The organism is Lysinibacillus sp. UBA5994 (assembly GCF_002429725.1).
GTDB classification, from domain to species: Bacteria; Bacillota; Bacilli; order Bacillales_A; family Planococcaceae; genus Lysinibacillus; species Lysinibacillus capsici.
This window is the reverse complement of the sequence record NZ_DJAU01000028.1, coordinates 134,569-140,859: the sequence shown is the minus strand read 5'-3', so window position 1 is coordinate 140,859 and position 6,291 is coordinate 134,569. Positions and strand designations below refer to the sequence as shown.

General features: G+C 37.3%; 6 protein-coding genes. 1 reads left to right on the top strand and 5 read right to left on the bottom strand.

The genetic code is table 11. The annotated features are described in order from the left end of the window. Positions 1-64 precede the first annotated feature (64 nt). Positions 65-1,969, bottom strand: coding sequence for an endonuclease MutS2 (locus tag B3D98_RS10055; protein ID WP_288582765.1), 1,905 nt, complete (start codon positions 1,967-1,969; stop codon positions 65-67). Between the two features lie 581 nt (positions 1,970-2,550). Between B3D98_RS10055 and B3D98_RS10050 the strand changes: the two genes are divergently transcribed. Further along, entirely contained in the window at positions 2,551-2,841 is a 291-nt protein-coding gene (locus B3D98_RS10050) for a hypothetical protein (RefSeq protein ID WP_279494582.1), read from the top strand. Positions 2,842-2,958: 117 nt separating this feature from the next. Here B3D98_RS10050 and rarD read toward each other — a convergent pair whose 3' ends face one another. From rarD to B3D98_RS10030, 4 genes are all read right to left on the bottom strand, one after another. Then, positions 2,959-3,867, bottom strand: a complete 909-nt coding sequence (gene rarD, locus B3D98_RS10045; RefSeq protein WP_048390187.1) for an EamA family transporter RarD — start codon at positions 3,865-3,867, stop codon at positions 2,959-2,961. A gap of 134 nt (positions 3,868-4,001) precedes the next feature. After that, complete coding sequence (locus tag B3D98_RS10040) at positions 4,002-4,538, bottom strand: hypothetical protein (protein WP_048390186.1); 537 nt, start codon at positions 4,536-4,538, stop codon at positions 4,002-4,004. Positions 4,539-4,761: 223 nt separating this feature from the next. Beyond that, on the bottom strand, positions 4,762-5,931 hold the full coding sequence (locus B3D98_RS10035; RefSeq protein WP_048390185.1) for a toxic anion resistance protein: 1,170 nt from the start codon (positions 5,929-5,931) through the stop codon (positions 4,762-4,764). 66 nt (positions 5,932-5,997) lie between these two features. Then, a complete protein-coding gene (locus B3D98_RS10030; RefSeq protein WP_066037732.1) occupies positions 5,998-6,255 on the bottom strand; it encodes a hypothetical protein in 258 nt (85 codons plus the stop codon). Positions 6,256-6,291 lie beyond the last annotated feature (36 nt).

Here is a 6,291-nt window from a genome sequence, read left to right as displayed (position 1 = left end):
CATAGCAAGGGGTTTTCAAAATATACAATAAAGGGATTGCACGAGGCTGTGCAATCCCTTGTTTTTATTGCTGACGATCACTCTTTATTTGTTTATGGATCTTGCGTAACGCTTTTTTCGACCCACGTTCGATATCGTGCTGAAGCTTCCGATCCTGATAGTCTACAAATAATGTCTCTAAATCATAGCCTTCAGGGTATAACTCTGTTGCAGGTAATTCAAGGGCAAGCCGCTTTACATTCACCTCTAGTATTTGCCCCTGATAGAATACGCTGACATTATTGTACGGATTCATTTCTTCATATACCAATCCCACATCATCATAGTCCAATAATTTCACACGATCCCCCTTTGCAAATGTATAAGCCGCTGCCAAGCTTTTTTTCTCTTCTTTAGGCTTTCGAATTTTACTGTCCTGAACGATCGTCAGTTGATATTGTTTATTATTTATATAATCCTTTGCTCTTTGTAAAACACCTTCGCGGACATTCATTTTTTTAGAAATCCATAAGGCATTGCTTTCTCCAGAGGTGCCGATGAGTAATTGGTACAAAGGCTCTAATGTATCAGCATGGAAGCGCATTGCCGCATTCATAAAATCAGGATGCATTTCAGAAAATCGTTTAATTTCACCATAATGTGTAGTTGCCACAGTTATACAGCCCATTTGATAAAATTCTTCTAATATCGCAATGGCTAGTGCAGCTCCTTCATTTGGCTCTGTTCCACTGCCAATTTCATCAAACAGTAAGAGTGTATGATTATTAGCAGCTCTCATAATATCGGAAAGATTTTTCATATGAGAAGAAAACGTACTAAGTGCATTCTCTATACTTTGATTATCGCCAATATCAACAAAGATATGATCAAATACAGCCATTTCCGTTCCTTCGTCCGCTACAATATGGAAGCCCGACATCGTAGCTAATGTTAAAAGGCCAATGGTTTTCAACACAACTGTTTTCCCACCAGCGTTTGGACCTGTAATAATTAAGCTACGGTAGTCTTTCGCGATGGAAAATTGAAGAGGTACCGCATTTCCTGGTAGTAATGGATGCTTACCATTGATTAGTTGAATATAACCGTAATCATTTATACGTGGCTCCCTACCACCAATTTGTCTACTGAACTTCGCTTTGGCAAAAACCATATCGTATTGACTAATCAACTCCATGTTAATGGTGATGGCATGAAGATGTTCCATCAATAGCCCTGATAAAGACGCTAAAATCTGGTATTCCTCCACGGCTTCCTCTGCCTTTAAGGTAGCTAATTCTACATTTAATTTAGCGACAACACTTGGCTCCATAAAAACGGTTGCCCCTTTTGAGGAAATTTCAACGACCGTACCCTGTACATGATTTTTATAGGTCGCCTTAATCGGAATCGTATAGCGATCATCCTTTTGACTAATAAAAAATTCCTGAATATACGGTTTATTGGCACTGTTATTTAAAAATTTCGTTAAACGTTCTTTAATTTTTTCCTCTGTCGTTTCCATATGATGTCGGATGCGTTTTAATTCACGACTAGCAGCCGAATCTACACGATTGGCTTTGATCGCAAAATTAATTTCTTCCTCCACGCTTTTAAATTCAGCCATAGAATGAGCGTAAGAGGAAAGAACAGGCGCAAAAAATGCCTTATCTAACATAAATTTTTTGATGTTGCGGCAGCCTCTTAAAAAATCAGAGATACTCACTAGCTCACTGGGATCTAGAAGCATTCCCTTTTCAAGCTTTGTCATAATATGCTCAATATTCGATACCCCTAAAAACGGAACATGCCCCTCTGCATCCAATATTGCACGAGCTTCTGTTGTTTCATTCAACCGATTTTTTACCACTGCTAAGTTTGAGCTTGGCATTAATTTATCTAAAAGCTGTTTGCCTAACCCGCTGACACAATAGGATTTAACGATGTCCTTTAATTCATGATATTGTAATTTTTCAAGTGTAGTATTATTCATTTCTTTTTGCTCCTCATTGTAATGTTTTATCATACATGAAGATACCTACCCAATAATAGATAGCAATGATGGTTTAAACAAAATAAAAAAGCTGTGAGGAATCCCCACAGCACTATCTTTAAAAGGCGCGTTTTCCTGGCATCACAAATAACACTTCAGCTAATTGAAGTATCTATCCTATCTGCCACGCTTAATAAAGTATTGTAGGTATCTACATAGGTTGTTGAAATAGATCCATGACAAAATAAGGGGTGTTTATAACATGTATCCCCTGCTGTCGTCATCGCCACTATTTCATTCAATTTTTACCTAGTTAGAACCTACCGCACTCACAAAAAGCACCTCTCATTAATTGATCATTGTTATCTAATTATTGACATTTTACTATATGCTAACAGGAAAGTAAAGGTACCTACCTTCAAAAGGTTTTCTCCTATATTGTCGAATCTATCAAAAAGACTCTATTTGGAGGGAGTACCCAAATACAACAAAAGACTCCCCATTGCCTGTTTACCTTCATTTTCTTATTTATTTTTATAATCCCTACAGCCTCTGCCACTGTGATTGGTGAAAGAAATGCAATGGGCTTTCATTATGCAGTCTTGCATTTAGCGCAATATAAAGCTGCCGAGAATGAGTTATTCATTGTTAGCCTCATCCTACTCAGTGCACTCTTAATGGCTACCATTATTTGTTGGTTATTTTTTAGAAGGCAAAAGCATGAGCTGAAAAATCCCGCAGCCATCGTAATCGTTCTGCCATTCGCTCTAGCGATTTTAATAGTGCTCAAACAGTCACTTCATCTCAATAAGCTACCTATATTTTTCACCATGTTAGTGGAGGAATTTTATCGATCTTTCGGATACGATTAAACAAAATAGCAGACAATCTAGCAGCCCAATCCGATAAGGAATAAAAAAGTTTTGTGCATTACAAAGCGAAGTGGTAAAAGTTACAAAAAAAGACCTGTAGAAAAATCTACAAGTCTTTTACGAAACTGATTTATGATGGGCTTTTCTTGTTTCTATAATTTTCGAACCAGAAAATAAAAGTAAAGCAGCCCAAATAATGCTGAATGCAAGGAGCTCAACCTGACTAAATGGCTCTTTGTACAGCACGATGCCTAAAATCAAGACAATCGTTGGCGATACATATTGGATAAACCCTAGTAAATATAAAGGAATATTTTGTGCCCCCTTCGCAAATAAAATAAGCGGGACGGCTGTTACTAAACCACTAAAGATCATCAAAATATCTGTTTTAACATCGACATGTAAAAACGAGGCTTGATGTGTAGCAAAAAGATAGACATAATAGCCTAATGCAAAGGGTAAAATCAATAACGTTTCAATGGCTAGGCCTCTTGTAGCATCCAGTGTAATTTTCTTTTTCAGCACACCATAAATAGCAAAAGATAGCGCAATCAATAAAGCTACCCAAGGTACTGAGCCGTAATTGATCGTCAAAATAATCACCGCAATAAAAGCAATTCCTGTTGCTACCCATTGTGCACGACTCAGCGATTCTTTAAAGAAAATCACCCCGAAAATTACAGACAATAGCGGATTAATATAATAACCTAAGCTCGTTTCAATGAGATGATTATGCGTCACTGCCCAAATATATAAATACCAGTTCATTGAAATGACAAAGGATGCACCCGCAAGCTGCCAGAAATGCTTTTGATGTGACCATAAATATTTTAAATCTGCTACGAGATCCTGACGCATTCGAAATACGAGTACTGCCAGCACCGTAAAGACAAAGGACCAAATGACACGGGATAATAAAATCTCCATACTTGGTACATGCTCAAGTAATTTCCAATATAGAGGGAATGCTCCCCAAAAGGCATAGGCAAAAAAGGCTGCCAAAACTCCTTTTTTCTCATTTGACATGATATTAACGCTCCTACTCTTACTGAAATCGGTTAACGATTTCCTATAATCTTAAACTAGTTAAAGAATAGACTCATTATAGGACTTTGAGTAGCTGCTGTAAATGCCAAATTTCTAGTTCCTTTTAAAAGCTGTTAACCTTTTTGTTCCGACTCTAGCTCAGAAATATACTTGCGTACAGTACTATAGCTAATCTCTGGATTGATTTGGCGCTTGATGCGAATATGGATTTCTTTAATTCCAACCCCTTGCTCACGCATATCTCGAATCATCGACTTCAAGGGCCCCGTCAATGACTCTCTTGACATCGCTGTATATTTACTTAGTTCAATGAGAAGGTCTGTATTTTGTTGACGGAGCACCTTCATCTCCTCCACCACACAATTATATTCAGTGACCTTTTTCTGCAAGACCGTGTTTTGCTGCTTTAACTTTTGTAGATCCTCTGTTAGCTGTGCATTTTGTTTTTTTAGCATTTTTCGTTCTCGTTCTAAACCATTTTGCTTGTTATCTAAATCCTTATACATAGCATTATATAACTCTTCCATATGCAAAAGCTCTAGATAGCGACTTTGCGGTACAATCATTAAGCTATCTGTCGTGTATAGAGCAAGCGTTCCATCTTTAAACGGCTCATACGACAATGTAGAGGGATTTATTTTATTTGCCATTTATTTTTTCACTCCTCCACGAATAATTACATGTAATCGAATACCTTTGTGTAGCATCTTTCCGCTTCCTTTTCTATTTGATAATCATTCTCATTTAACATTATCATAATCACTATTTTGCTTTTTGTCAAAGATCATTTCCCTTGTGTGGAAGGAGCCTCTATCTGCCTACCCTTTCCATAAAAAAAGCCTCTTGCAACAATAGCTGCAAGAAGCTTTAGCCTTACATTTTTTTCAGTTTCTCATACTCCAATTGCAAACGCTCAATACGTTTACGACCTTCTTCACGGTTTCTTGCTGTTTCTGCTTGAATTTGCTTTGTTTCTTGAATACCAGCCATAATTGTTTGCCATGTTGTTTCAATGGTTTCGATTTTAATGCTTGGGCTACCAGCTTGACGAGCAATATTCACACTGTTCTTACTAATATTTTCTGCATTACGCACAAGCATTTCATTCGTACGGCGATCTAGTTCCACCATAGAATCAGAAATCAACTTTTGACGCTTTAATGTCACTGCGTGAATAAGCCCCTGCTTAAAGATCGGAATCGTTGTGACAAAGGCAGAATTAATCTTGGCAATTAGATGATTGTTCCCTTGCTGCATTAAGCGAATTTGTGGTGCTGATTGGAATGATACTTGTTGTGCCATTTCTAAATCATAGCGACGTTGCTCTAATAATTCCACAGCGCGTAGCATTGTTTCATATTCCATAGCTGCCAATTGATCACCACTTTGAGCCTTTTGTTCAAGTGCTGGTAAAGACGCACGAACCTCTTCTGTTTTCACTTCAATAGCTGCAACAAATTTACTTAATGATTGGAAGTAGTTTAAGTTCTGATCATACAAATTTTCAAGGTCAATGGTATTACGCTTCATTTCCCCTTCATATTTTTGGATTTCACGGTAAATGACATCCACTTCTTTATTCATGCTGTCATACTTAGATAAGAATCTTTCCAATTGCTCTTTTCCTTTGTTAAAGAGCTTGGAGATGAAACCGCCCTTTTTCTCTTCCGCAAAATCCTGTGGATCAAATTTATCCATAATTTTATTCAGGTTATTTAAAAGCACACTCGATTCTTCCAGCTTACTAGCTTTCATCGTTGCGAGCATTTTATCAGAAAAGGTTGAAATGCCACTTGCCGTTTCTTTACCGAGCTCTAGCATGGCAATTTGATCTTTGACATCAATTTTTTGTGCAAGTGTATGAACCTCTGGATCCTGCTTTAACATTAGCTGGTTTTGAGCGATTTGTGATAGTTCCTGCTCAGATACAAGTACTGGCTTTTGCTCAGCCGTTTGCTGTAAAAGTGGATTTGGCTGTAATAAAGGATTTTCTGAAGCGAATGGGTCCTTGGATTTTAAAAGATCATTGTTGAATTCAGACATATGTTTACCCCCTGCAATTTATCTCTACTAATTACTTACGATTACCATGTAAAAAAGTTTCATTTTCTATAGGATGAAAAAATACGAATCTGCTATACAATAGCCATTCTGGTGTACCTTATATTGCAAACTATATTGATTAGGGTGAGCATTATCAACAAAAATTTCCACTTCAGTGCAATAGTGAAGAATTTCTGCTATTTCTTTACTAGTAGCGCACAGCTGTTGAAGCTTTTGAAAGAGCTGCGCTTTTTCTTCGATTGTTGCTAAACGCTGATTTGATGATCGGTCAAGAATTGCCTCCACCTCTGATTTAGCTAACATAATCCCATCCCCTTTTATAAATTATAGCTTCTTTCT

Coding starts and splice junctions, on each gene's coding strand:
- B3D98_RS10055 (WP_288582765.1), bottom strand. CDS start 1,969: ATGAATAATACTACACTTGAAAAATTACAATATCATGAATTAAAGGAC.
- B3D98_RS10050 (WP_279494582.1), top strand. CDS start 2,551: ATGGGCTTTCATTATGCAGTCTTGCATTTAGCGCAATATAAAGCTGCC.
- rarD (WP_048390187.1), bottom strand. CDS start 3,867: ATGTCAAATGAGAAAAAAGGAGTTTTGGCAGCCTTTTTTGCCTATGCC.
- B3D98_RS10040 (WP_048390186.1), bottom strand. CDS start 4,538: ATGGCAAATAAAATAAATCCCTCTACATTGTCGTATGAGCCGTTTAAA.
- B3D98_RS10035 (WP_048390185.1), bottom strand. CDS start 5,931: ATGTCTGAATTCAACAATGATCTTTTAAAATCCAAGGACCCATTCGCT.
- B3D98_RS10030 (WP_066037732.1), bottom strand. CDS start 6,255: ATGTTAGCTAAATCAGAGGTGGAGGCAATTCTTGACCGATCATCAAAT.